Annotated in this window: 16 protein-coding genes and 3 pseudogenes; 10 read left to right on the forward strand and 9 right to left on the reverse strand. The window is 68.9% G+C overall.

Going from position 1 to position 24,464, the window contains the following annotated elements:
- Positions 1–533: 533 nt before the first annotated feature.
- From ACWC09_RS46135 to ACWC09_RS46145, 3 genes are all read right to left on the reverse strand, one after another.
- Positions 534–1,949 (reverse strand): phytoene desaturase family protein, encoded by a 1,416-nt coding sequence (locus ACWC09_RS46135; protein WP_450857522.1) that lies wholly within the window; start codon positions 1,947–1,949, stop codon positions 534–536.
- Between the two features lie 37 nt (positions 1,950–1,986).
- Positions 1,987–3,798: a DUF3556 domain-containing protein gene (locus tag ACWC09_RS46140; protein WP_450857524.1), complete on the reverse strand. Its 1,812-nt coding sequence runs from the start codon at positions 3,796–3,798 to the stop codon at positions 1,987–1,989.
- 104 nt (positions 3,799–3,902) lie between these two features.
- Positions 3,903–5,366: a class I adenylate-forming enzyme family protein gene (locus ACWC09_RS46145; protein ID WP_450857525.1), complete on the reverse strand. Its 1,464-nt coding sequence runs from the start codon at positions 5,364–5,366 to the stop codon at positions 3,903–3,905.
- Between the two features lie 217 nt (positions 5,367–5,583).
- Here ACWC09_RS46145 and ACWC09_RS46150 point away from each other — a divergent pair, with 217 nt between their 5' ends.
- Positions 5,584–6,822 carry a helix-turn-helix domain-containing protein gene (locus tag ACWC09_RS46150; RefSeq protein ID WP_450857527.1) on the forward strand — a complete coding sequence of 413 codons (1,239 nt, stop codon included), beginning with the start codon at positions 5,584–5,586 and terminating at the stop codon, positions 6,820–6,822.
- Positions 6,823–7,695: 873 nt separating this feature from the next.
- On the opposite strand, the gene ACWC09_RS46155 is transcribed toward ACWC09_RS46150, so the two are convergent.
- The 3 genes from ACWC09_RS46155 to ACWC09_RS46165 all read right to left on the reverse strand — a co-directional run bounded on the left by ACWC09_RS46155 (position 7,696) and on the right by ACWC09_RS46165 (position 10,813).
- Positions 7,696–8,103, reverse strand: a complete 408-nt coding sequence (locus tag ACWC09_RS46155; RefSeq protein ID WP_450857529.1) for a PIN domain-containing protein — start codon at positions 8,101–8,103, stop codon at positions 7,696–7,698.
- Positions 8,100–8,333 (reverse strand): type II toxin-antitoxin system VapB family antitoxin, encoded by a 234-nt coding sequence (locus ACWC09_RS46160; RefSeq protein ID WP_450857530.1) that lies wholly within the window; start codon positions 8,331–8,333, stop codon positions 8,100–8,102. The genes ACWC09_RS46155 and ACWC09_RS46160 overlap by 4 nt, the downstream gene beginning before the upstream one ends.
- Before the next feature lie 305 nt (positions 8,334–8,638).
- Complete coding sequence (locus ACWC09_RS46165) at positions 8,639–10,813, reverse strand: glycogen debranching N-terminal domain-containing protein (protein ID WP_450857532.1); 2,175 nt, start codon at positions 10,811–10,813, stop codon at positions 8,639–8,641.
- Positions 10,814–11,047: 234 nt separating this feature from the next.
- On the opposite strand from ACWC09_RS46165, the gene ACWC09_RS46170 reads away from it, so the two are divergent.
- From ACWC09_RS46170 to ACWC09_RS46190, 5 genes and pseudogenes are all read left to right on the forward strand, one after another.
- A complete protein-coding gene (locus tag ACWC09_RS46170; protein ID WP_450857534.1) occupies positions 11,048–12,049 on the forward strand; it encodes a LacI family DNA-binding transcriptional regulator in 1,002 nt (333 codons plus the stop codon).
- Positions 12,050–12,205: 156 nt separating this feature from the next.
- A complete protein-coding gene (locus ACWC09_RS46175) occupies positions 12,206–13,450 on the forward strand; it encodes a sugar ABC transporter substrate-binding protein (protein ID WP_450857536.1) in 1,245 nt (414 codons plus the stop codon).
- Positions 13,451–13,509: 59 nt separating this feature from the next.
- Positions 13,510–14,718: a carbohydrate ABC transporter permease gene (locus ACWC09_RS46180; protein ID WP_450857537.1), complete on the forward strand. Its 1,209-nt coding sequence runs from the start codon at positions 13,510–13,512 to the stop codon at positions 14,716–14,718.
- A 73-nt stretch (positions 14,719–14,791) separates the two neighbouring features.
- The gene (locus ACWC09_RS46185) at positions 14,792–15,709 is read left to right on the forward strand and encodes a carbohydrate ABC transporter permease (RefSeq protein ID WP_450857539.1); all 918 of its coding nucleotides are present in this window, start codon (positions 14,792–14,794) and stop codon (positions 15,707–15,709) included.
- A gap of 68 nt (positions 15,710–15,777) precedes the next feature.
- Positions 15,778–17,432: pseudogene (locus tag ACWC09_RS46190) on the forward strand (glycoside hydrolase family 13 protein).
- A gap of 1,215 nt (positions 17,433–18,647) precedes the next feature.
- On the opposite strand, the gene ACWC09_RS46195 reads toward ACWC09_RS46190, so the two are convergent.
- Positions 18,648–19,331: a TetR family transcriptional regulator gene (locus ACWC09_RS46195; RefSeq protein ID WP_450857540.1), complete on the reverse strand. Its 684-nt coding sequence runs from the start codon at positions 19,329–19,331 to the stop codon at positions 18,648–18,650.
- Positions 19,332–19,459: 128 nt separating this feature from the next.
- On the opposite strand from ACWC09_RS46195, the gene ACWC09_RS46200 reads away from it, so the two are divergent.
- Entirely contained in the window at positions 19,460–21,061 is a 1,602-nt protein-coding gene (locus ACWC09_RS46200; protein ID WP_450857542.1) for an aldehyde dehydrogenase family protein, read from the forward strand.
- 31 nt (positions 21,062–21,092) lie between these two features.
- Positions 21,093–21,560, forward strand: coding sequence for an SDR family NAD(P)-dependent oxidoreductase (locus ACWC09_RS46205; RefSeq protein WP_450857544.1), 468 nt, complete (start codon positions 21,093–21,095; stop codon positions 21,558–21,560).
- Here ACWC09_RS46205 and ACWC09_RS46210 read toward each other — a convergent pair.
- Positions 21,458–22,123, reverse strand: coding sequence for a TetR family transcriptional regulator (locus tag ACWC09_RS46210; RefSeq protein ID WP_450857546.1), 666 nt, complete (start codon positions 22,121–22,123; stop codon positions 21,458–21,460). The two genes, ACWC09_RS46205 and ACWC09_RS46210, sit on opposite strands and share 103 nt — an antisense overlap.
- Positions 22,124–22,232: 109 nt before the next feature.
- Here ACWC09_RS46210 and ACWC09_RS46215 point away from each other — a divergent pair, with 109 nt between their 5' ends.
- The gene (locus ACWC09_RS46215; RefSeq protein WP_450857548.1) at positions 22,233–23,180 is read left to right on the forward strand and encodes an SDR family NAD(P)-dependent oxidoreductase; all 948 of its coding nucleotides are present in this window, start codon (positions 22,233–22,235) and stop codon (positions 23,178–23,180) included.
- Here ACWC09_RS46215 and ACWC09_RS46220 read toward each other — a convergent pair.
- A pseudogene (locus ACWC09_RS46220) lies at positions 23,132–23,344 on the reverse strand (VOC family protein); the annotation flags it as partial. The gene ACWC09_RS46215 and the pseudogene ACWC09_RS46220 overlap by 49 nt on opposite strands.
- Positions 23,345–24,349: 1,005 nt before the next feature.
- Between ACWC09_RS46220 and ACWC09_RS46225 the strand changes: the two are divergent.
- Positions 24,350–24,454: pseudogene (locus ACWC09_RS46225) on the forward strand (transposase); the annotation flags it as partial.
- Between the last annotated feature and the right edge of the window lie 10 nt (positions 24,455–24,464).

Raw genomic sequence — 24,464 nt, forward strand, 5'->3', positions numbered from 1 at the left:
ACACCCAAAAATGAACGTTTCCGCAGGTCAGAGACCTGCGCAGGTGGGGCGGGTGGGACTCGAACCCACGGCCGACGGATTATGAGTCCTTTGAGAATCTTGGCGACTCTTGCCGATCAATGCCGATCCTGGCCGTTTTCCCAGCTCAGATGGGGTTTGGCCCCTCACCCCTTCTCACCCCTTCTCAGCCCTTGTCAGTCCTTTCCGATCCTTGTGTCCAACCTGCGTCCAGAACGCGTCCCTGAAGGGCGAGCCCAGCTGGGTGGCGAGACGATCGCCCCCGCTCGGGCGCAAGTCTTTGACTCGCACGCAGCGGATTCGCTTACCGCGTGCAGAGGCTTCACCCTCGCAGCGGCTCGTTCGATGGATTGCCGAGACGCAGGGCCACGCAGGCCCCGCACATGGCAGCCGGCCGGCCACCGAAGCCGTCCGCCTCGCTCGAATGCGAGCACCAGCCGTGGATCCACGGCAACCTCGATGGCGCGGATGCCGGCTACCCAGCAGGTACTCGTCGACACAAGGGGCGTCGCTGATCAACCACCCAGGTGGCGCAGTGCTCGTTCGGCGGCATGGGCGCCGCACATTCCGTGTGCGCCGGGGCCGGGTGGGGTGGCCGCGGAACACAGGTAGTGGCCGGGGACCCCGGTGTCGTAGGGCTGCAGCGTGAGGCGTGGGCCGAGTACGAGCTGGGGGATGTCTTTGGCACCGGTCATGATGTTGCCGCCGACGTAGTTGGGGTTGTACTCGGCGAAGCCGGGCGTGGTGCGTACCGCGGTGCCGATGATCCGGTCGCGGAAGCCGGGTGCGAATCGCTCGATCTGCGCGATGATCGCCGCGGTCGCGTCACCGGTGTAGCCGTTCGGGACATGGGCGTAAGACCACACGGGGTGGACGTCGCCGACGGACCGCGACGGGTCGGCCAGGTACTGCTGCCCGACCAGGACGAACGGTCTCTCGGGCATCCGTCCGGCATGGATCGCCCGCTCGGTGGCCGCGATCTCGGCGTACGTGCCGCCGACGTGCACGGTCCCGGCCTGCCGCGCCGACTCGGCCTGCCACGGGACTCCGCCCTCGACGGCGAAGTCGACCTTGAACGCGCCCGGGCCGTAGCGGTAGCGCCGGTAGGCGCGGGCGATCCGTGTCGGCAGCAGTTCGCCGAGGATGTCTGCCAGGGCCGTGGGCGCCACGTCCCATACGGTCGCGTCCGCGGGCGGAAGCTGGGCGACCGACCGCACGCGTATCCCCGTCTCGATCTTCCCGCCGAGGTCGAGCAGAAGTGCCGCCATGGCGTCGGTGATGCGGCGTGAGCCTCCCTCGGCCACCGCCCAGCCGTGGCGGTGGCCCGCGGTGAGGATGCCCAGCCCGATGCTCGCGCTGAGCGGTCGCTCCAGTGGGTGGAAGGCGTGCGCGGCGACTCCGCCCCACAGTGCTCTGGCCTCTTCGGTCCTGAAGGCCTTCGCCAGCAGCGACGCGGGGGCGAGTGCCGGTATGCCGAAGCGGGCGAGGCGGACAGGATGCCGGGGAAGGCGCATGAGCGGGCCCATGATGTCGTCGGCGATGGCGTCGTACGCCTCTGAGGGCCCCTCGAACAGTCGGCGCCAGGCCCGTCCGTCGGCGCCGAGACCGGCGGCGGTCTCGGTCACCGAACGGTGCAGCACCCCGGCCGAGCCGCCGTCCTGCGGATGCACGCAGTCGATCTCCGGCCACGCCCACCGCAACCCGTAGTGGTCGAGGCCGAGCTCGTTCAGGAACGACGAGCCGACGGCCATGGGGTGGACGGCCGAGCAGTGGTCGTGCAGCAGACCGGGCACGATCGCCTCACCGGAGCGGGTGCCGCCGCCGATCTGGTCGGCCGCCTCCAGCACCGTGACCTGTACGCCTGCCCGGGCCAGGGCGACGGCCGCGGCCAGACCGTTGGGCCCGGCGCCCACCACGGTCGCTGTGCTCATGTGGCTCTGCCTTTCCGGAAGGTGTTCTGTCCTTGCCCTACGGTGCCAGTCCCTCCGTGACACGAGTGCATGCCGCCGATGCCGTGGGCGTCTCCTCGCGGGTGAAGGTGACGTTCAGCGGGATCGGGCCGTTCGGCAGCCATGGTTGTTCCTTCACCGCGTCGGCGACCTTCCATGTGCCCCGCTCGATCACACCGAGGGCGGCGTCGATCACCTGGTAGCTCTGAGTTCCGCGGTGGATGGGCTGTGACTCGACCCAGACGACGATCCACTCTCCGGGCGCGAATCCGATCCGGGCCTGCACGGCGTCGATGAGGTCGATGTTGTGCAGATGGCCGTCGCCGAAGTTGAATCCGATCAGCGAGTTGCAGCCGAACTCCGCCTCGCGCACGGTCCGTCGGTCGAGATCGGGGAGGTTCTTCAGCAGCACCGAGAACAGGCCACGGCCCTGGCTGTGCATGGATCGCCAGGCGATCGTCTGCTGCATGGTGATCTCGGCGACGGTCGGCGGGTACCCCATCGCCTGGAGCTGGTCGACCTGGTTTTTCGTCGGGCGGTGCGGCAGCGAGTTCAGCTTCTCCTCCGCGCCGGGCGCGAATACCCACAGTGCGGAGGCCCAGTTGCCCGCGTACTGCCGCATCGAAGGCAGGAACGACACCAGGTCGGGGCGCAGGTTGCCGAGGACCGGGAAGAACAGCAGTCCGGCTGCGAGGGCGGTGGCCAGCCAAGGAGAGGACATGTCGCCGACGCCGTAGCCGTCCATGGCCGGGAAACCGAGGAACAGGAAGACGGTGAGGTAGGCGAACAGCAGGTTCCACTCCAGCGGCACGGCCAGCGGAAACGTGGAGACGATGAAGAAGTGGAAGACGACCATCAGCACCACCGCGGCGAGCGTGAGGCGGTGGTTCGTGGAGAACAGCAGCATCAGCGGGGTGACGATCTCCACGGTCGAACCGCCGACGTGTGCCATGAAGGTCGCGACCTTCGACGGGCGGATGTCCCGGGGGAAGTCGCGATAGTGCAGCCGCTTGACCCATTTCGCCGGGACGCACGGACTGTTGGAGACCATCGGTGATACGACATTGGTGAAGTGCCGCCCGAACTTCGACACCCCGGCGCCGACCCAGACCGCGCAGATCAGCAGCTTGGCCGCGATGATCATGTCGGTGAACGGCAGTACGGCGAAGAACAGCAACGCCGGCAGATACTGCTCACCCCGGGCGGCCAGGAAGATCGTCTTGTCCCGCAGGCCGTTCAGCACATACAGGACGATCGGCACCACCAGCAGGGCCGGGCGCACCAGCCCGGAAGTGTTGTGCGGCAGTGCCTCGGTGAGCGAGGCGCTCGGAGTGCCGGGCATCAGGACGGCCGACAGCAGGGACCCCAGGAAGGCCAGATAGAGAAGGACGTCGCCCACCGTGCGGCGGTCCCCGCGCGTGAACGGCACCCGCTTCCACGGCCGCAGCCGGATGGTGCCCGGTCTGGCCCAGAACAGGATCCCGCCGGTCATCGGCTTGAACTTGCCGGCGATCGGGCCCCAGGAGCCCGCGACACCGACGGCTTCCAGGAACACCGTCCAGAGCACCAGCTTTTGGTAGACGACCGGTTCGTCCCACCAGTGCGTGACGTCCCAGAACGGGCTTGTGCCCGAGGTCCAGGTCGCCAAGGCCGTACCGCCGAGGACATAGAGGACGAGGACCTTGACGACGTAGGTCGCCGGAATCATCTTCGGTGTGCCGAAGCCGTATTCCACCCAGTGCAGGGACAGCGTCTTCAGCCGCTCCCGAAGCGGTTTCTCCAGAAATGCATCTTGCTCGACGGGAGGAAAGTCGCCCGTTTTGAAGCCCATTGCCGCCACCTTTCCCTACGGATTCTCATTCCCTGTTCTCAGGTGCTTTTCGGGCGCACCGGACCCCACCCGCGAGAATGCCTGGGTGAATTGAGGGGCGATTTCTAGGAGTTCGACGTCGACGCGCGGAGGCGTCGTTTGTCGATCTTCCCCACCGGATTCCTCGGCAGCGCATCGGTGACAGTGACCGCCACCGGCACCTTGATCCGGGCCAGCGAGCCGCGGCAGTGTTCGACGAGCTCGTCGGCGGTGAGCGTCGCTCCCGGCAGGAGTACGACGTGCGCGACCGGGACCTCGCCCAGCGTCGAATCGGGTGCCCCGACCACTGCCGCCTCCAGCACCGCCGGATGGGTGTGCAGGACGTTCTCGATCTCCTTGGGGTAGATGTTCTCCCCGCCTCGGATGATCATGTCCTTGATCCGGTCGACCAGGACGAGATAGCCGTCGCTGTCGAAGCGCCCGACGTCGCCGGTGTGCAGCCAGCCGTCGATGACGGTCCTGGCGGTCTCTTCCGGCAGCCCGAGGTAGCCGCGCATGACGTTCGGGCCCCGGACCACGACCTCGCCCTCCGCCCCGGCGTCCAGCAGGTTGCGCTCGCCGTCCATCACCGCGACCGTCTGTCCGGGCAGTGGCAGCCCGACCGTGCCGGGTTTGCGCAGGCCGGCCGGGGGGTTCAGCGTCGAGGCGCAGGTGCCCTCGGAGAGTCCGTACCCCTCGACGACCGGCACTCCGTACCGCTGCTCGAACCGGGCGATCAGCTCTGCGGGCATCGGTGCCGCCCCGCAGATGGCGCGGCGCAGCGAGGAGGTGTCGGGCCGCACGTCGTCGGCCAGCGCGACCAGCATCGCGTAGATCGCCGGCACTGCGGAGAAATAGGTGGGCCGGGCGCGTTCGACCGAGGCGAAGAAGGTCGAGGCGCTGAAGCGTCCGGCAATCGTCGTGCACCCGCCCGCCAGCAGCGGCGACAGCACGCTCACCACGATCCCGTTGACATGGAACAGCGGCAGGACCAGGAGACTGCGGTCGCTGTCGTTCAAACCGACACCGTCGATGATCATCCGGCACATCGCGGCGATGTTGGCATGGTCGAGCATCACGCCCTTCGGGCGGCCCGTGGTCCCGCTCGTGTAGATGATCAGGGCGAGGGAGTCGGACGTGAGCGGGACCGCGTCCGCCGGGTCCGCGTCGTCCCCGGGCTCCGCGTACGGCACCTCGGACACGTCGAGCGTCCCGACAGGGCGGGAAGCGTTGTCGGATATCACCGCCTTCGCTCCGGAATCCTCGATCTGATGGCGTGCCTCTGCGTCGGTAAGTCCCGGATTCACGGGTGTGACCGCGGCGCCGAGATTCCAGGCCGCGAACATAAGGACGACGAGCTCCAGGCGATTCGGCAGAATCAGCGCCACCACGTCACCCGCACCGATTCCTCGTGTGCGCAGAAATTTCGTCGCGGCCCGCACGCGAGCGAGAAATGCCCGGTTGTTCAGCTGTTCATGATCGTCCGCAATGCAGGGTCCTGTGGGATTCCGGGCGGCCCTGGCATCCGGCAGTTCGGCGATGTGCTGCACGTTTCCTCACCATTGAGTCGACCGTGACGGAGGTAGTGAGGAAAAGGTAGGAACGGCGCACCCGGCCGGCCATGGGCCGTCGCCCCAGCTCGGAAGGGCGGCTTTGTGCCGCCGTCACAAAGGCACGGGGTGCTGGGTACCGGGCGGGCCGGAATGGCGAAGGGGAACACGGCGACGAGTCCTGTCGCGGACCCCGGACTTCCAGTTACCGTCAGCCATGAGCACCGACATGGACGGGACCGTGCGGGATGTCGCCAAGTACATCCAGGCCGATCTGGAGAGCCTCACCACCGAGATGACCTCGATGTTCGTCCACGTCATCCCCGAGTTCCGGCACGACGACGCGGTACGGCGGCTCATGGTCGCCAGCACCGCGTCGAACCTGGCGGCCATCCTCGACATGCTGAGGCTGAGCATCTCGTTCGACGACATCACCGTGCCGCCGGCCGCCGCGGAGTACGCACGCCGTTTCGCCCAGCACGACCTGTCGCTGGAGGCACTGCTGCGCGCCTACCGCCTCGGCGAACACATGTTCGTGCAGTGGGTCATGACCTATCTGCGCCGCCTGGAGCTCTCCACCGACGAGGCGCTGGCCACGACCAGCCGGATCGCGCTCCTGGTCAACGGCTACATCGACCAGGTCATCGAGGGCCTGATCGACATCTACGAGAACGAACGCAGACGGTGGGACACCCGCTCGGATGCCGCCCGCGCCGCTCAGGTCCGCGCCGTGCTCGACATGGAAGGGCTCGACCTGGTCTCGGCCGAGAAGATGCTCTCGACCTCGCTGCGCGGATGGCATCTGGCCGCCATCATCTGGGCCGAGCCCGGTACATCCGCCCCGGCCGCGGCCGGGCTCCGGGCAAGCGCGGCGATACTGGGCGCGGCCACCGGCAAGGCCCCACTGACGATCTCCGCGGACGAACAGACATGCTGGGCGTGGATCTCCTCCGCCGGAAAGCCCGTCCTCGACGTCCACCGGCTCGAAGAGGAACTTGGCAGACACCCGGCCCTCCGCGTCGCCGTCGGCGACCCGTCTCCCGGACTCGACGGATTCCGGCAGACGTTCCGTGACGCGCAGCGTGCCCGTGACGTCGCCGCCACCGGGGCCGCCCCCGGTCGTGCGCTCTTCCTTCATGCCCAGGTCGGGCTGGCCGGGCTCCTCGTCGACCATCTCACCGATGTCAGAGCCTGGGCCGGACGCGTGCTCGGTGACCTCATGCGCGACGACGAGGCCACAGTCCGCCTGCGCGAAACCGTGCAGGTCTTCCTCGACGCACGAGGCAGCTTCACCGACGCCGCCGCAAGGATGCACGTCCACAAGAACACCGTCCACTACCGCGTGCGCAAGGCCGAGGAGATGCTCGGCCACCCTCTCACCGAACACCGCCTGGACATCGAGGTGGCGCTCCTGGCCTGCGCGCAGCTCGGGCTCACGTACACGCGGGGCGCATAACCGCACGATCAGCGGGCAGGCAGCCGGATCTGGGGCTCGATCCAGCTACCCACAGCTACCCGACCGAGCGCATGGGGGCCGGGACCGCCCCCGAAGCAAGGTCCTCCGCGCGCACGAGCAGGCCAAGCAAGCGTTCGCCCGGCTCGACGCCGAGGAGCCGGGGCGGGCCGAGGACGAAGTGCGGAAGATCGAGAGCGCAATCGAGAGCCTCAAACAAGCAGGTCCACCTGTCCAGCCCCGTGCGAAGGCCGGGGCGAACCGGTCGGGCAAGCGGCGTAGGCGTCACGAGCCCAAGACCCGCCTCCGGAGCCGCCAGGGCACGCATGCGCGTCGGAGACACCGGTGAAGCCCCCGGACTACATGATGGCCACCTGTACATTGGGGCGCCCTCAGCGGAGACCGCGCTCGCCCAAGCGCGCGAGAGCAGTTCGGAACTGGTCCACCCCGATGGGACAGTGGTTGTCAGGGGCGGACGCGACACCAACGTGCGCTGGTGGACCTGGGCCGGCTACCGGGCCAACGCCACCCTGGCCGCCACACTCACCACGATCGCCGATCCCCTCCAGAGGCCAACGGACACGTGCATCCGCCTTCGCGAGGATGCGACATCCGGAGAATGGAGGAAGGCCGTTTCGGAGGCCGCCGGTCAGCTGTGCCTTCCCGCAGTGGATGCGCGTGCGCTGAACGGCCTCAAGTTCAGCGCGGCACTGCCGACCCGGCTCGCGGAGTCGGCCTTGCCGCACGACTCACGGCTCTGGACGGTGCGGTGGCTGCGCTCAGAGGACAGACCAGGTTCACAGCTCTGGGGCAATGACTTGGGGCGTCGATCATCGAGAGACCTGCAGACCGACAGCGTGAACTGGCTCCAGAAGATCAGACTCGTGCGTCTCGCTGCTGGACTTCCTTGAGGACTCCGGCCACCGTCGCGAAGTCGTTGTCCACGTGGAGAACAGTGTGCCCATGGTGCACAGCTGTCGCACACACCAATCGATCGATCGCCCCAGCCGCCCGATGCCGGCCTTGCTGGGTCAGTTTGTACTGGGCGGTGTCGACCCAACGCCAGGCGTTCTTCGGTACCGGAGAGAGCAAGCAGAGCGCGTCCAGTTCCTCTGCGAGCTCATCCCGATGGGACGGGCTGGTCGCCGAGTAGAGAAATTCGGCACGTGTCGGCTCGCAGAGGTGGAACACCCCGGCAGCGATGTGTCCCTCCCAGGGCCGCAATGCGCCTGGGGTGCGAAACAGGTGCCACAGAGCCGAGGTGTCCACCAGATACGTGATCACTCGAAGGCCTCGCGTCGCGCACGCCTCTCCGCGTCATGCGCCGCCGCGGCCTGCTCGAACTCACCACGCGCACCCCGCGCGGCCAGCTTCTCCGCAGCCTCAAGCCGCTTGATCCGCGCCACGTAGTCCCGCAGGGCCGCGTTGACGGTCTCCTTCTTCGTCGTGACGCCCATGAGCCGCATGGCCTCGGCCAGCGCCTCGTCGTCGAGATCAATCTGCGTGACGGACATCGGACACCTCCAACATCCATGATGTATGCACCTAAGATACATCACCAACATTGGGTGCAGCCATCGATCATCGATCACAAACAGCCCACGCGAGGGGAGTGCGCTGGATGTCGGGGCGTTCCCATGGGCCACTAGCGCAGAAGCTCCGGCCCGATTGTCGGGGCGGAGCCTCTGTGGCCGCTGCCGCAGGCCGGACATCTGCGAACAGAGCATCGACCGGCAGCGCCCTACCCAGCGGTGACACGCACCTCACGAATTCCAGGTGCCGATAGCTACGGCCACCTGCGGCTCGGGTGAGGTGATCCTCAGGACTGCAACGCCGGATGTTCCTCGACGATCAGTCCCGCAGGCGCCGCAACCGACTCGACCCGTCCGTCGGAGGCGATGGTGACGTCAAGCCGTTCTCCCGCGATGGTGAGCCCTGTGACGGTGAGTGCCCCGACGGGGAGCGGGCCTGCCAGTCGGAGGTGGAGGCGGCCGGCGGGTACATCGGGTTCCAGTCCGGTCAGGGCCGTCATGAGGGCGATGGCTGCTGCCGCCGACCAGGCTTGCGGTCGGCAGGCGGCCGGGTAGGGGACCGGTGCGGGGGTGTCCGCGCGGGCGTCGCCGCCCCACAGTTCCGGCAGCCGGTAGTCGAAGGCTGGCGCCGCGTCGAGGATGCCCTCGATGAGCCGGGCGGCGGCTTCGGGGTACCCGGTGCGGGCGAGTCCGGCGACGGCGATGGCGGTGTCGTGCGGCCAGACGGCGCCGCAGTGGTAGCGCAGCGGGCCGAAGCCGCCGGACTGGGACGACATCGTGCGCAGTCCGTAGGCGTCGGACATGTCGGGGGCGGCGAGCCGTGCGGCGACGGTGGCGGTCTCGTCGGCGTTGAGTATGCCGGTGGCCAGGAGGTGGCCCATGTTGCTCGCGACGGAGTCGACGGGGCGGCCCGAGCCGTCGAGTGCCATGGCGGGGTAGGGGCCGTGCTGGTCGGAGACCCAGAACCGGGCGCGGAACCGGTCGGCGAGGTCGACCGCGAAGGTCCGCCAGCGTTCGCCGTCCGGCAGCCCGAAGGCGTCGAGGAGTGCCGCTCCGGCGAGGGCTGCCTCGTAGGCGTAGCCCTGTACTTCGGCGAGTGCCAGGGGAGCGTCGGCAAGGCGGCCGTCGGCGAACCGGGCGGCGTCCCCGGAGTCCTTCCAGCCCTGGTTGGCCAGACCGGTGCCGCTGCGGTCGATGTAGGAGAGGAATCCGTCTCCGGCCTGGGCGGCAGCGTTGATCCAGCCGAGTGCCGCCTTGAGCGCGGGCAGCAGCGGTTCGATGTCGGCGGCGGGCAGGCCCCAACGCCATGCGTCGTGGAGCAGGCAGATCCACAGGGGGGTCGCGTCGACCGTGCCGTAGTAGACCGGCGGCAGGCGCAGGCCCATGCCGTCGTCGAATACCCCGCGCCGCACCTCGTGGAGGATCTTGCCCGGCTCTTCCGCGGCCGCCGGATCGGTGCGGGTGCCCTGCTGGGCGGCCAGGGTGCGCAGGGTGCCCAGTGCAAGGTCGGTGCCCAGGGGCAGGAGCATCCGTGCGGCCCACAGGCTGTCCCGGCCGAAGAGCGTGAAGAACCAGGGGACGCCCGCGGCCAGGAAGGTGTCATCGGGTGATGCGGCCATGGCCATGCGCAGCGAGTGGAGGTCGTCCAGGCTCTGCGCGATGAGGGCGGGCAGGCGGCGGTCGTCGGCGGTGACATCCGGACGCTGCCAGGTTGGCCGGGGGCGGGCTGCCGTGACGGCCGCGGCCGTGTCGGAGATCTCGGCGGCCAGGTGCAGGTCGACGTTCTCGCCGGGCTTGACCGTGAGGGCCCAGGTCAGCGTGGAACGCTCCGTGTCGGCCAGCGCGCCGGGGGCGCTCACGGCGACCTCGACGTCCTTGTCGCCCCAGCGCAACACGCCTTCGCCGGAGGCGAGTTCGCCCTCCGGCTCAAGAGGAGACCGGGGCGCCAGGCCCGCCTTCGCGTGCTCCAGCGTCACGAGGTCCCCGGCGACTTCGACCCGGACGGCGAGATGTACCGGTGTCGTCGCGGTGGAGCGGACGGTCAGCTGTTCGGCGAGTCGGCCGGGGGTGACGGTGCGCCGTCGGTCGACCCGGACGGTCGGGTCGGGAATGGCGTCGCCGAGCGCCTGCGCCAGGCCGACGAAGCGGCTGCGGCCGGGTCCGTCAGTGGCGTTCATGACTGCGACGACCGGCAGCCAGCCCTCGCCGTCGCCCTCACCACCACCGGCCCCGCCGACAGCTGGAGGCGCGTTCTCCGCGTGCTCGCCGGACGGCGGGCAGCCGGGGCGCAGCGTCACGCGCAGCAGACTCACCGCGCGTACGTCGGCGTGGAAGAGCCCGTGCACGGCGGCGCCGGGAGCGGCGGCGTCGAGGTTGCCGTCCGGCCGGGACAGGACGACCGTCGGGGCGGCGAGGGTGACCGCGAGATCGTGCAGGAGCGGCTGCCGCTCGGGTGAAGTCATGGAAGCTCCGTCCGGTGCCCTCGTGTCTCGTGGGCGGTTTGTGAGTGCGGTTCGTTACTGCGCCGACTCTTGACAGGCCGGGCGCCGATCGCCACAGTAACCGATTGGAACGCTAAATTTAACGTTCAAATCCAGTGGGACGGCGACACACTGCGGTGCCACAACGGCGGATACGCTGCGGCGCAGTGAACTTATGGAGGTGGCTTCGCGATGGCGCGAGTAACACTCGAAAGCGTGGCGCGGCATGCCTCCGTGTCGACACAGACCGTGTCCAACGTGATCAACGCTCCGCACCGGGTGCGCCCGGAGACCCTGGCCCGGGTGCAGGCCGCCATCAAGGAGCTCAACTACCGCCCGAACCAGGCTTCCCGGACGCTGCGGACCCGGCGTTCACGGCTGATCGGCGCGCGCATCGAGCCGATGCGCGACGGCGTCAACGGCGCCGTCCTCGCCCAGTTCCTCCAGTCGCTGACCGCCCGTACCCAGGAGGCCGGCTACCGGATCGTGGTGTTCACGGCCACGGACGACGACCACGAGTGCTCCCTGTACGAACAGCTACTGGACGATCATGACCTCGACGCCTTCGTCCTGCACGCCACTCACGCCGGCGACCGCCGGACGGCGTGGCTCACGGAGCGCCGGGTGCCGTTCGTGACGTTCGGCCGGCCCTGGGGGGCTGAACCGGATGCCGCCGAGCGGCACGGCTGGGTCGATGTCGACGGCGCGCAGGGGACCCTTGCCGCGACCCGGCACCTCATCGAGACCGGCCACCAGCGGATCGCCTTTCTCGGCTGGCCGGAGAATTTTGAAGTCGGTGACGACCGGCGCAGCGGCTGGTCCTCCCTCCTCGCGGTGTCCGGAATCGACGCCCCCGCCGGCTACGACGCGGGCGTTCCCGACGGGCTGGACACCGGCCGTGAGGCCGCCGCGGCGATGCTCGACCTGCCCAGTCCGCCGACCGCGATCGTCTGCGCGAGCGACTCGCTGGCGCTCGGGGCCTGGACCGAAATCACCGCGCGTGGGCTGCGCCCCGGGGTCGATGTCGCGGTGGTCGGTTTCGACGACTCGCCGACCGCGGCGGTCGTCGGCCTGAGCAGCGTGGCGCAGCCCTACGACGAGGCCGCCGCCGCCTGCCTGCGGATGCTCCAGGAACTGCTGGCGACTCCCGAGCCGCCAGCAGTTCCACCCACCCCGATCCTGCTGCCACCCCGGCTCGTCGTGCGCGCGAGCGGCTGAGCCGTCCCGCGGCACCCACACCCTTTTCACCCTGCCGAACGGCGCCGTAGGCCGTTCCATCGACACCCGCGATCCCGCTCACCGCCCCAGTGCGCAACGGGATGCGGTCCCCTCCACCACCGGCTGCTCAGGTCGGCCTGCACAAGGAGATTTGTCATGAGAAATCCGCGTACCTGCTGGGCAGTTGGCGGTGTCGCGCTGCTGTCGCTCAGCCTGTCGGCCTGTGGTGGCAGCGGGTTCGACAGCGGCACCGACAGCCAGCAGTCGGCCGGCCCCACCTCGATCAAGGTCCTCATCGCCTCCAGCGGCGACGCCGAGACGAAGGCCGTCACGGACGCCGCCGCGGCCTGGGCGACGAAGTCCGGCAACAAGGCGACCGTCACCCCGGCGCAGAACATCGACCAGCAGCTCGGCCAGGGCTTCGCCTCGAGCAACCCGCCGGACGTCTTCTATGTCGACGCCGGCCGCTTCGCGACGTACGCGAGCGAGGGCAGCCTCGAACCGTACGGCGACAGCTTCGCGGGGCAGGACGACTTCTACCCCGCTCTGCGTCAGGCGTTCACCTACAAGAGCAAGCTCTACTGCGTCCCCAAGGACTTCTCCACGCTCGGCCTGCAGATCAACACCACGGCATGGGCGAAGGCCGGCCTGACCGACGCCGACATTCCCACCACCTGGCAGCAACTGGCGGCCGTGGCGAAGAAGCTGACGACGGGCAAGCAGGTCGGCCTGGCACTCGGCAACACGCGCGACCGGATCGGTGCCTTCATGGTCCAGGCCGGCGGATGGGTGACGAACAAGGACGCCACCAAGGTCACCGCGGACTCTCCTGAGAATCTCAAGGCCCTGAAGTTCGTCCAGTCGCTGCTCGCCGACGGTTCGACCAAGTACCCCAAGCAGCTCGACTCCGGGTGGCCGGGCGAAGCCTTCGGCAAGCAGAAGGCCGCCATGACGATCGAGGGCAACTGGATCGCCGGCGCCATGAAGAGCGACTACCCGGGCGTCAAGTACAAGACGGTTCCGCTGCCGGCCGGTCCTTCGGGCAAGAAGGGCACGCTCGCCTTCACCCAGTGCTGGGGCATCGCGGCCAAGAGCAAGCACAAGGCCGCGGCCATCGACTTCGTCAAGGCGATGACCGCGAAGAGCGCCGAGCTGGCCTTCGCCAAGTCGATCGGCGTGATGCCCTCGCGGCAGTCCGCCCAGGCCGACTACGTCGCCCAGTTCCCGCAGGACAAGGCGTTCATCGACGGCGCCGCGTACGCCCAGGCCCCCGTGAACATCGCGAAGATCGACCAGGTGCTCACCGACTTCGACACCGGCCTTCAGTCACTGCCGGGCGCCGACCCGAAGAAGATCCTCGAGCGGCTGCAGAAGAACGCGCAGGCGGTCGTGGGCCAGTGACCCGGACCACCCGGGCGACTCAGTAATCCGGACCGGAACAGAACGAGAGTGAACCTGCGATGAGTGAACCGAATCCCGGGCCCGCACAGGGCCCGGGCAGCGGCCCGGCACCGGCCCGAACGGCAGACACCGCCAAGGCCGGTGGAGGCCGGGGCCGCCGCACCCGAGTCCCCCGCGGCGGTATCCGAGGCCGGGAAGGTCTCGCCGGCTGGCTGTTCGTCTCACCCGTCCTCGTCGTGCTGGGACTCTTCCTGGTCGTGCCGATCCTCATGGCGCTCTGGGTGAGCCTGTCCGACTGGAACGGCCAGGGCAGCCCCTTCTCGTCAGGAGTGAACTTCGTCGGCGCACAGAACTACACGCCGCTCCTCACCAAGTCCGGCCTGGCGCAGAGCGACTTCATGACGAGCCTGCGCAACAACGCCTACTACGTGCTCTTCGTCGTCCCGCTGCAGACCGCGCTCGCGCTGGGCCTGGCGCTCCTGGTCAACGGGCGACGGCTGAAGGGCAAAGGGTTTTTCCGCACCGCGTACTACTTCCCGTCGGTGACGAGCTCGGTCGCGATCTCCGTCGTCTTCCTGTTCATCTTCTCCTCCAGCGGCGTCGTCAACTCGCTGCTCGCGAAGGTCGGAGTCGACGGACCGGCCTGGTTCGCCGACCCACGCGGCGTCATCCATCTCGCCCTCGGCGCCTTCGGCGTCAACAACGACGCGCCCCCGTCCGCACTCGCCGACACCACTGTCGGCGGCTTGTCCCTGTGGGACTGGATCTCCGGCCCCAGCGTGGCCATGTGCGCGATCATCGCCCTCGTCGTGTGGACGACGGCGGGCACATTCATGCTCATGTTCCTCGCCGCGCTGCAGGACATCCCCCTCGAAGTCGAGGAAGCAGCCGAGATCGACGGCACCGGGCGCTGGCAGCGGTTCCGACACGTCACCCTGCCCATGCTCAAGCCCACCCTCTTCCTCGTCCTGACCCTCGGGCTCATCGGCACCTGGCAGGTCTTCGACCAGATCTACGTGATGACCGCGGGTGAACCGGGAAAGACGACGCTGACTCCCGCGTTCCTGTCGTACCAGACCTCGTTCATCAACAACGAGTGGGGACAGGGCAGCGCCATCGCCTTCATCCTCTTCGCGATCATCGTCGCGATGACGCTCCTGCAGCGGTTCGTCCTGCGCGACAAGGACGAGGCCCGCGCCAAGGCCGCCACCCGGCGCGCGGCGAAAGCCGCCCGCTCCGGGGTCGGCCCCACCACGGGAGCGGCCTGATGACCCGCACCGCCCCAACCGAGCCCGCCGCCACCCCGGCGGCCACAGCCGACGTCCACAACAGAGGCCCGCGATGAGCACACCGCACAAGCTCGCCGACGCAGACAACGCAGCGAACACCGGCGACAAGCGCACAACACACCGCGCAGGCAACCGCACCCGCCACGGCAGCGGCCTCACCCGCGCACTCGGCTACACCGCCCTCGTCGTCGTCGCGCTGTTCTACATCTACCCTTTCCTCATCCAACTCGCGACGAGCTTCAAGACCGACGCGGACGCCACCAGCCACCCGCTGTCACTGTGGCCGCAGCACTTCACGACAGCGGCCTTCAGCCGGCTCGCCGCAGCGGACTACCCACGCTGGTTCGCGAACTCCGTCGTCGTCTCGCTCTTCGTCACCGCGGGCCGCGTGTTCTTCGACTCCCTGGCCGGATACGCACTCGCCCGGCTGCGCTTCCGCGGCCGGGGCGCACTGTTCGCCGCCGTCATCGCGGTCATGGCCGTGCCCGGCGTCGTCCTGCTCATCCCGAAATTCCTCGTGCTCAACCAACTGGGGATGTACGACTCCTACTCGGGCATGATCGTCCCGCTCCTGGCCGACGCCGCCGGGGTGTTCATCATGAAGCAGTTCTTCGAGTCGATCCCCGTCAGCGTCGAGGAAGCAGCCCGCATCGACGGCGCGAACACCTTCCGGATCTTCTGGTCCGTCGTGCTGCCGATGGCCCGGCCAGCCCTCATCACCCTGACCATCCTGTCTTTCCAGGGATCGTGGAACGAACTGCCGCACTTCATCGTGTCCCGGCAGAGCCCGGACCTGAACACCCTCACCACCGGAGTCGCCTCCCTCGTCTCCGGCCAGCTCGGCCAGGGCAACCAGTACCCGATCAAGCTCGCGGCGGCCTTGCTCATGACCATCCCCGTGGCACTGGTGTTCTTCGCCTTCCAGCGGCACTTCGTCCGCGGCGGCACGGACGGCGCGACCAAGGGATAGCCGGGCGAGGAACCCAAGTGATCAACAGCCGGCACACGCGTTTGTGTACTCCGACAGGACCGAGCCACATGAACAACCCGACCCCCACGAACGACGCCGCGAACGACTCCTGGTGGCGCTCCGCGGTCATCTACCAGGTCTGCATACGCAGCTTCGCCGACGGCAACGGCGACGGAACCGGCGACATCGCCGGCCTCCGCTCCCGCCTGCAGTACCTGGCCCACGTCGGTGTCGACGCGATCTGGATCAACCCCTGGTACCCGTCCCCGCTGGCCGACGGCGGCTACGACGTCGCCGACTTCCGCGACATCCACCCCACCTACGGCACCCTCGACGAGGCCCGGAAGCTGATCACCGAGGCCCACGAGCTGGGACTGCGGGTGATCCTGGACATCGTCCCGAACCACACCTCCGACCAACACATCTGGTTCCAGGAAGCATTGGCGGCGGCGCCCGGCTCCCCGCAACGAGACCGGTTCATCTTCCGCGAGGGGAGAGGCGAGAACGGCAGCGAGCCCCCCAACGACTGGCACGCGCCCTTCGGCGGCCCCACATGGACCCGCACGCCGGACGGCCAGTGGTACCTCCACCTCTTCGCCCCCGAACAGCCCGACCTGAACTGGGACAACGACGAGGTCCGGGCCGAGTTCGAGTCGATCCTGCGCTTCCGGTTCGACCTGGGCGTTCGACGGCTTCCGCATCGATGTCGCCCACGGCATGGTCAAGGACCCGGCCCTCCCGGACCTCGGCCTGCCCGAGTTCTCCGTCATCGCCGGCGAGGGCCAGGAGAACCACCCGCACTGGGACCGCGACGGCGTCCACGACATCTTCCGCAGCTGGCGAGCCATCGCCGACAGCTACCCCGACCCCCGCGTCTTCGTCGCCGAGGCCCACGTCTGCCCCGGCCGCCTGCCCGCTGACCTCCGCGCGGACGAACTCCACACCGCCTTCAACTTCGACTTCCTCAAGTGCGCACTGGAGGCCGACAAGCTGCGGGAGGTGATCGACCGCACGATCACCGATCTGGCGAAGGTCGGAGCCCCCGCCACCTGGGTCCTCTCCAACCACGACGAGACCCGCCACGTCACCCGCTACGGCCGCGCCCACACCGGCGTCACGACCCCGATGCGCGATCAGGGCCACCCCACGGACCTGGCCCTCGGCGCCCGCCGCGCCCGAGCGGCGGCCCTGCTGATGCTGGCCCTGCCCGGAGGCGCGTATGTCTACCAGGGCGAGGAACTGGGCCTGTACGAGGTCGAGGACCTCCCCGAGTCGGCCCTCCAGGACCCCACCTGGGAACGCTCCGGCCACACGATCCGAGGCCGCGACGGCTGCCGCGTCCCCCTCCCCTGGACCGGCGACACCCCGCCCTTCGGCTTCAGCACCTCCGGAGCCGCGCCCTGGCTCCCCCCAGCCCGAGGACTGGAAGTCCTACACCGCCGAAGCCAACCAGGCCGACCGCACCTCCATGCTCCAGCTGTACCGCTCCGCCCTGCGCCTGCGCCACACCGACCCGGGCCTGCGGGGCGAGGAGTTCCGCTGGCTGGACAGCCCGGCCGGCACACTCCTCTTCAAACGCGGCAACGGCCTGCTGTGCGCGATCAACCTCTCCGACCAGCCGATCCCCCTTCCCGATGCCCGCAGCCCCCTCCTCGCCTCAGGACCGCTGACCAACGACGGGATGCCGCCGCCAGACATCACGGCCCTGCTGCACCTGGCCTGACAGACGGACGGCGACGGAATCACCCCAGCCGACCTCCCCCGCGCGCCCAGCCGCGCCCGAATACGCCAGGGCCTGTCCGGTGTCCACTCCCCGCCGATCGGACAGGCCCTGGTCCATCCGTAGAAGCCGGATGGAGTTGCCTGAGACGGGCCCGGACCTCCATCAGGCCCGGAGCGGTTCAAGACATCACACGAGAGGTCAAGTGCCGCCCTTCAGGGGCCGCTATACGTTCGGGGCCGTTTCCTGTTGGGGCCGTGTCCATGGTTCCCAAGACCCTCGCCAGACGCACTCCTCGCAGAGCCACAGCCCCGGACGGCCGCCACATGAAACGCCCGGAGCCACACGCAGCCGACTCGCCGGAGAACGCCTCCCGGGCACTCCACCGGTACCTCCGGCCTCAGGACGGCCTCAACACATGGTCCTGCCACAGCAGAGCCGGGCAAAACACGTCTCAGCGGCTGCACATCCGCACGCATCCATGCAGGTCAGAAGGGCATCAGCCGACGCAGACGAATCCGGCGCCAAACCCGCGAGCAGCGGATTCAGTTCGTTCAGGCGAAGTTGACGATCCGACACCCAAAAATGAACGTTTCCGCAGGTCAAAGGCCTGCACAAGTGGGGCGGGTGGGACTCGAACCCACGGCCGACGGATTATGAGTCCATTGAGGATCTTGGCGACCCTTGTCGATCCATGCTCATCTTGGCCGTTTTCCCAGCTCAGACGGGTTTTGGCTCCTCAGTCCTTCTCGGTCCTTGCCAGTCTTTTCCGATCCTTGTGTCCAACCTGCGTCCAGAACGCGTCCCGGAAGGACAAACCAACCAGCTTCCGAGACGATCGCCCCAGCTCGGCAGTGCGCCTCGAACTCGCCCGCAGTGGATCTCCTTTCCGACGCACGGAGGCTCCGCCCCGGCCATCGGGGGCCGAGCCTCCGTGGTCATCGCGCCAGGGCGGTGGCCAACCGCGAGATCACACGGAGCAGCAGTGCCTACACCGGTCCGGTTCTTGATGATCCAGTGCCCCGGCAGGCAACGTTCGCTCCGTCACAACGGCCGGCACGCACCCCCAGAGGAGGGCACCCCCACTTGCCGCACCGGGGCACTGGTGAGACATGGTGGGCATGCCGCTGGGGTCACGTTCCCGGCATCGTCCAGCGGGGCGCGTCGCCGACTCTCATTTCCGGGAGCCTGCCACGTGCAGCAGCGGCGAAATGGCCGTCAGGCCGTGTCGATGGTCTCCACGATGAGCCCCTGAAGGAAGGTGGCGATCGCGGCCTCGAAAGCCTCGGTGAAGGCTGGGTGCATGAACGCCAGGCTCGCGTCGGCCTGGAAGGCAGCGAGCAGTGCGGGGGCGGGACGGCTGCGGGTCCACAAGGCGCCGACGAGGATGATGACCATGTGCGCGGCGCGGAGCGCCCGCTCGTCGTCGAGTTCGGGGAGCAGGTCGCCAAGCCGCCCGGCGAGCCAGCGGATGGCGTCACGCGAAGACCTCTTGTAGCTGGTCGCGACGTCGACGGAGATGTTGTGCTCCAGGATCACCTGTTGCACGCTCAGCAGTTCGCACAACATCGGGTGGGCGGCGAACGTGACGGCCAGCCGTGCCGCGACCTGGCGTGCCCGCACCGGAGCCGGTGCGGACGGGTCGGCCCACTCGGCGAACGTATCGGCGGTCTCGGCCCGGTAGCGGGTGGCCGCCTCGGTGAGCAGGCCCAGCAGCACCGCCTCGCGTGACTCGAAGTAGAGCGACATGGCGGACTTGGACAGCCCGACCCGGCGGCTGAGTTCGTTGAGGCTCACCGCCGCGACCGGCATCTCGTCGAGCATGCCGGCCGCGGTCCGCAGGATGCTCTGCCGCCGTTCGGCGCGCTGCTCCTCGCTCCGTGCGCGATGGAAGGTTGCCACCCCACAAGGATAACCGACCGCCGGTCCATTGACTGTGGACCGGCGGTACATTAACTTCAATGTACCGCCGGTCCACTATTGAGGAGCGAGCGGGTCATGCCATCGACGACCGAGGAAAGGAACACGCCATGAAGGCCACGGAGGCTGTCGACTGGGTCGACCCGGCCCGCTGGCGGGCCACGCCGGCGGCAGAGCGGCTGAGGCTGCTCCGCCTGGTCCAGGCGAATATCGACCGGCACTTCGACGAGCTGGTGGCGGCGGACTGCCGTGCGAAGGGCATCGACCCCGCGAACCCGGCCGACGCCCACCAGGTCGGCACGAGCGTGCAGCGCGTCCTGGTACCGGTGCCCGTGAACGTCGCGGCCGCCATCGACCTGTACGAGGGACTGGTCCGCAGCCGCCCGCTCCAGCCGCTCGCGGTCACCCCTGCCGGGGACGGCCGCTTCGACGTCCGGGTCTCCCCGCGCGGGAAGGACCGCCTGCTCAACGGCGACCGGACCGACGTGCTGCGTGTCGTCGGCGAGCCGCGCAGGGTGGACCCCTACGCGAAGCCCGGCGGCATCGTGGCCGTGCTCGGGGCGGGAAACGTCGCGTCGTCGTTCGAGGTGATCCGGGCCCTCTTCGTCGACGGCTACGTGGTCGTCCACAAGCCCCACCCCCTCAACGAGGACGCCGACCGGGTGTGGGAGAAGGTCCTGCAACCGCTCATCGACGTCCACGCCGCCGCCTTCTGCCCTGCCGACGAAGGGCCTGCCCTGACCCGCGACCCCCGCCTCTCCAAGATTTACTTCACCGGCGGGACCGGCTCCGCCAAGGCGATCATGGAGGCCACCGACACCGAGCTGGTCTCCGAGTGCGGTGGCAACAACCCGTGCATCGTCGTTCCCGGTGACCGTCCGTGGACCGACCGGGAGATCCGCCATCAGGCGCTCCAGATCGCCACCATCGTCACCATCAGCGGCGGCTCGATCTGCGGCCGCACGCAGACCGTTGTGACCAGCAGGCACTGGCCACAGCGGCGGCAGCTCCTGGATGCGATCACCGCCGCCCTGCGGGACCTCACGCCCGGCTCCAGCACCAGCTACCCCGGGGTCGACAAGACCTTCGCGGATTTCCGCGACGCTTATCCTGGCGGGCGGCTGATCCAGCCCGTGGACGGCCGCCCAGCTTCGCAGGTCATGGTGATCGAGGACGTCGGCACCGAGGGCTTCGCCCTGGAGAACGAGGCGTTCTGCCAGGTCATGAGCGAGGTCGCGCTCGACGTCGCGCCCGATGCCGGGACGTTCCTTCCCGCCGCGGCGGAGTTCGCCAACGACAAGCTCCTCGGCACCCTGGCCGCGACGATCCTCATCGACGAGGACACCAGGAAGGCCCACGCGGCCACCGTCGATCGCGCGGTCACAGAACTTCGCTACGGCGCCATCGGCGTCAACACGATGCCGCCGGTGGTGTGGACGAACCCCTACCTCATCTGGGGCGGGAACGAGGAAGGCCGCGAGTTCGTCTCCGGCCGCGGCAACTTCGGCAACCTCCTGGGCTACGAGAACGCCGAGAAGTCGATCGTGGTCAGCGGCTTCACCTCGCCGGGCCACCTGATCATGACGAGCAAGCGGGGCTGGCTCGACCTGTCGACGCGCTTCGCCCGGTACGCCATCCGCCCCACGTGGACACGGCTGTTCGCCCTCGCCTTCACCGCGACGCGCGCGGGTTTCCGTCGCGCAGGTTCCTGACATCCCCGCCGCCCGCCAGGAAGGCCTTCCCATGAGTAACAAGATCGCGCTGGTCACCGGGGCTTCATCGGGCATCGGTGAGAGCACCGCCCGCCATCTCCACGACGCCGGCTTCGTCGTCTACGGCGCCGCCCGCCGCGTCGACCGGATGGCTTCTCTGGCCGCCGCGGGCGTGCGCACCGTCGCCCTCGACGTCACCGACGAGTCCTCGGCCGAGAAGGCGGTCGCGGACATCCTCGCGGCGCACGACCGGATCGACGTCCTGGTGAACAACGCCGGACACAACGGTGCTACTGGCAAGGTCGAGAACGCCTGTTCAGGGTCTACGTGGTTTTGGCCCCTCCACCGGCCGGGCGCGAGAAATACAGAGGTTTGGCCTCTCCGGTGCAACACAGGTCAGGGGCGGGGTAGCACGCCCAGGAGGGTTGCGGTCAGGGCCAGCTTCAAGGAGTCCTTCAGCTCCAAGTGGAAGCGGGCCAGGTCGGGCTCGGCCTGGTAGGCGGCCTGCAGGCTGGGCGGGGGTGTGCTGTACGCCGACAGCGCGCCGGCCATGACCATGGTTTGCAGGCTGAACAGTGTTGCGTTCTCGCCCAGCTCCGGCAGGTACTTCTGGATCAGGGCGGTCATGCTTGTCAGGCGGTCCAGGGAGGCGCGCTTGTAGCGTGCGACGACCTCGACGGAGACGTTGTGTTCCAGGACGCTGCCCTGTGCGCCGAAGAGGTCGCACAGCACCACTCGGCCGGACAGTGAGCTGCTGAGGATCTCGGCCACCGCTGCCGCCCGCTCGGCCATGGCCAGATTCTCGTCGATGCCGGCAGCCAAGTCGCCTGCCAGTTCCGTCAGCCACTCCTCCAAGAAGCGGTCCAGCAGTTCCAGCAGCACCGCCTCGCGAGACTCGAAGTAGCGCAGCACGTTCGGCTTCGCCAGGCCTACCCGGCGGCTGAGCTCGTTCAGGGTGACCGCGGCCACGGGCATCTCGTCGAGCATCGCCGACGCCGTGTCGAGGATCGCCCGTCGGCGGATCTCCCGCTGCTCTTCGGTTCGCGCCCGCTGGAACGTCACGATCACCAGCCTAACTTAGGTACCTGCGGTACGTTGACAACGTACCGAGAGTACTTTAATGTCCTCGACACAAGATACCTTCGGTACGTTACCTAGTTGGGAGCCTGGCATGAGCAAGAAGTGGACGACGGCGAATATTCCGGACCAGCGCGGGCGGGTGGCCGTGGTGACCGGGGCCAACACCGGACTGGGGTACGAGACCGCCAAGGCGCTCGCCGAGCGCGGGGCCTCCGTGGTGCTCGCCGTGCGCAACGTCGAGAAGGGCGAGCAGGCCGCGGCCCGCATGACCGGCGACGTGACCGTGCAGGCGCTGGACCTGACCTCGCTCGACTCCGTCCGGACCGCGGCGGCGGCGCTGCGGTCCCGGCTCGACCGGCTCGACCTGCTGATCAACAACGCCGGCGTGATGTACACCCCGAAGCAGACCACCCGGGACGGCTTCGAGATGCAGTTCGGCACCAACCACCTCGGCCACTTCGCGCTCACCGGGCTGCTGCTGGACCTGATGCTGCCGGTGCCCGGCTCGCGCGTGGTGACGGTCAGCAGCACCGGCCACCGCATCCGGGCCGCGATCCACTTCGACGACCTGCAGTGGGAGCGGTCGTACGGCCGGGTCGCCGCCTATGGTCAGTCCAAGCTGGCCAACCTGATGTTCACGTACGAGCTGCAGCGCCGGCTCGCCACGCACGGCACCACCGTCGCGGTGGCCGCGCACCCCGGCATGTCCAGCACCGAGCTCGCCCGCAACACCCCCGCGGCCCTCCGGCTTCCGCTCACCTGGCTCGCGCCGCTGATCACCCAGACGCCGGCGATGGGCGCGCTGCCGACCCTGCGCGCCGCCACCGACCCCGCCACGCTCGGCGGCCAGTACTACGGTCCCGGCGGACGCAACGAGGTCAAGGGCCACCCCCGGCTGGTCACCTCCAGCCCAAAGTCGTACGAGGCAGCCGTCCAGCAGCGGCTGTGGGCCGTCTCCGAAGACCTCACCGGGGTGAAGTTCCCCGCCGTTCAGTCCGGGCAGAACTCGTTTCCCTCCGGATCAGCCATCACGATGTAGCCCGCGCTGGCAGGAGGCGCCGACTCGTCGCGGCGCAAGCGGGTGGCACCGAGACCGACGAGACGCTCGCACTCCGCTTCGAGGGCGGCCGTCCGCTCGTCGCCGTACAGACCGGGTGCGGCGCGTACGTCCAGGTGCAGGCGGTTCTTGGCGGTCTTGCCCTCCTGCAGGACACACAGGGCAAGGCCGACATGCGACGCGGATGCTGATCCACGCTCAGGCGGCCATCACCCGCCTCTGCATTGCTGCGGGAGAGATCGTGGGCCTTTCAGAGGCCGCCGCTACACCTGGGTTCCGGGCCGTTTCTTCTTCGGGCCGTTTCTTTCCCCTCGGCCATCGCCAGACGCTCTCCCAGCACCACCTGCTGCCGCTGAACACCAAGTGCCCATCGGCGCGCAGGCCGGCATCGCCCTACCCACGCCCGCACAGCCAGCCGATGAGCCAACGAAACGCCCCGTAGACACCCTTAGTCTGGACACGACCGCACCGCCCCGGCCCCTGTACGGCCCCTGAGTCTTGGCATGGGCCCTCAAGGCAGTCGTCCAGACGGCGGGCGAGAACCTCGATCACATACTCCGCCGCGGTTCAGAGGGTATTGAACACCCCAGAGCACCGCCGGACCCCAAACCCACGAGCAGCGGATTCCCTATCCAATTCCTGTATCGCCCTGGCCCTCCCGGGGCGGACAGCCCGCGCGGCAGACCACGAAGACCTCGAGGGGAGGCCAGGAGGCAGGGCGGAGAGAGAGGCTCCGCCGAGACCCCCGCCGCAGGTCTTGCAGCGGACGGCGGCGCGCTCGAGCAGCAGCGTGGCAGCCGTCCTCGGCGGCAACACCGTCGGCGGCGCCGGCCCGGCCTGCCCCGACGACGATCACGTCCCAGACTCCGGGCGCGCGGACCGGGGCGGAAGACGACGGCATGCGGCGGTCACCTCCCGGCTGGTCGAACGGGCGGGCGGAGGCCGTCAGCAGCCGGCGGCCGACCAGGCGACGGCAGGATCGCTCCCGCACGGAGCGTCAGCCCGCCCCCGCCCGGGACGCAGACAGGCCGAGGAGACAGCGGGCGAGCGCGCAAGCCGTCGGGCAGGCCCACACCACCGTGGCGGGGACGTCCAAGGCCAGGTCGCGCTGGAGGCAGAGCGCAGGGCGACGGCCAGAGGAGAGCACATTCGGCGTCGGGGCCGCCGCAGTCCTGCGGGTCAATGTCGACGACGGCACCGGCTTCCCCACCGCCGCTCACCTCGCCTCCCACGCCGGGCTCGCCCCCACCACGAGGAGACCCCCTC

Source organism: Streptomyces sp. NPDC001617, assembly GCF_053596855.1.

Excerpts from the sequence above, each read along its gene's own strand:
- ACWC09_RS46215 (WP_450857548.1), top strand. The coding sequence starts at position 22,233 with ATGAGCAAGAAGTGGACGACGGCGAATATTCCGGACCAGCGCGGGCGG.
- ACWC09_RS46175 (WP_450857536.1), top strand. The coding sequence starts at position 12,206 with ATGAGAAATCCGCGTACCTGCTGGGCAGTTGGCGGTGTCGCGCTGCTG.
- ACWC09_RS46165 (WP_450857532.1), bottom strand. The coding sequence starts at position 10,813 with ATGACTTCACCCGAGCGGCAGCCGCTCCTGCACGATCTCGCGGTCACC.
- ACWC09_RS46135 (WP_450857522.1), bottom strand. The coding sequence starts at position 1,949 with ATGAGCACAGCGACCGTGGTGGGCGCCGGGCCCAACGGTCTGGCCGCG.
- ACWC09_RS46185 (WP_450857539.1), top strand. The coding sequence starts at position 14,792 with ATGAGCACACCGCACAAGCTCGCCGACGCAGACAACGCAGCGAACACC.
- ACWC09_RS46150 (WP_450857527.1), top strand. The coding sequence starts at position 5,584 with ATGAGCACCGACATGGACGGGACCGTGCGGGATGTCGCCAAGTACATC.
- ACWC09_RS46200 (WP_450857542.1), top strand. The coding sequence starts at position 19,460 with ATGAAGGCCACGGAGGCTGTCGACTGGGTCGACCCGGCCCGCTGGCGG.
- ACWC09_RS46180 (WP_450857537.1), top strand. The coding sequence starts at position 13,510 with ATGAGTGAACCGAATCCCGGGCCCGCACAGGGCCCGGGCAGCGGCCCG.
- ACWC09_RS46205 (WP_450857544.1), top strand. The coding sequence starts at position 21,093 with ATGAGTAACAAGATCGCGCTGGTCACCGGGGCTTCATCGGGCATCGGT.
- ACWC09_RS46160 (WP_450857530.1), bottom strand. The coding sequence starts at position 8,333 with ATGTCCGTCACGCAGATTGATCTCGACGACGAGGCGCTGGCCGAGGCC.
- ACWC09_RS46140 (WP_450857524.1), bottom strand. The coding sequence starts at position 3,798 with ATGGGCTTCAAAACGGGCGACTTTCCTCCCGTCGAGCAAGATGCATTT.